Below are 354 nucleotides of genomic sequence, written 5' to 3' on the forward strand. Positions count from 1 at the left end.
TTCGCGCCGGTCGGTCTGGCGACGCATTACCAGACCTACGCCGTGACCCCCGCGTGGAACCGGGCGCTGGTCATGACCGACGTGGTCGGCGCGCATTTCTTCCATCGCTGGAAAGGGTATTGGGGAACGGCGCGCGCGTTCTCGCAAGCGTATCGCGGCGGCGAACCCGCGGTGGGAAGTCATGCGCCGGTCGTTCCAACATTGCCAGCGGTGAGTTCCGCACCCGGCGTCGTTGCGGCGGCGCAGGCCGCGCCGGCCAGCCCGCCGATGCCGGACATGCTGCCGCAATCGGGGCAGGTGCTGGATCGGTGGAAGGACTCGGGGAAGCCGCTGACTCCGTGAGCCAGCGGCCTC

At 69.5% G+C, this 354-nt stretch carries 1 protein-coding gene; it reads left to right on the forward strand.

The features are described 5' to 3' along the window. Positions 1-342 (forward strand): hypothetical protein (locus AC0IYH_RS30055; protein ID WP_471837755.1); only part of this gene is annotated, 342 nt, incomplete at its 5' end. Positions 343-354 lie beyond the last annotated feature (12 nt).

The organism is Pseudomonas sp. AC463 (assembly GCF_979253585.1).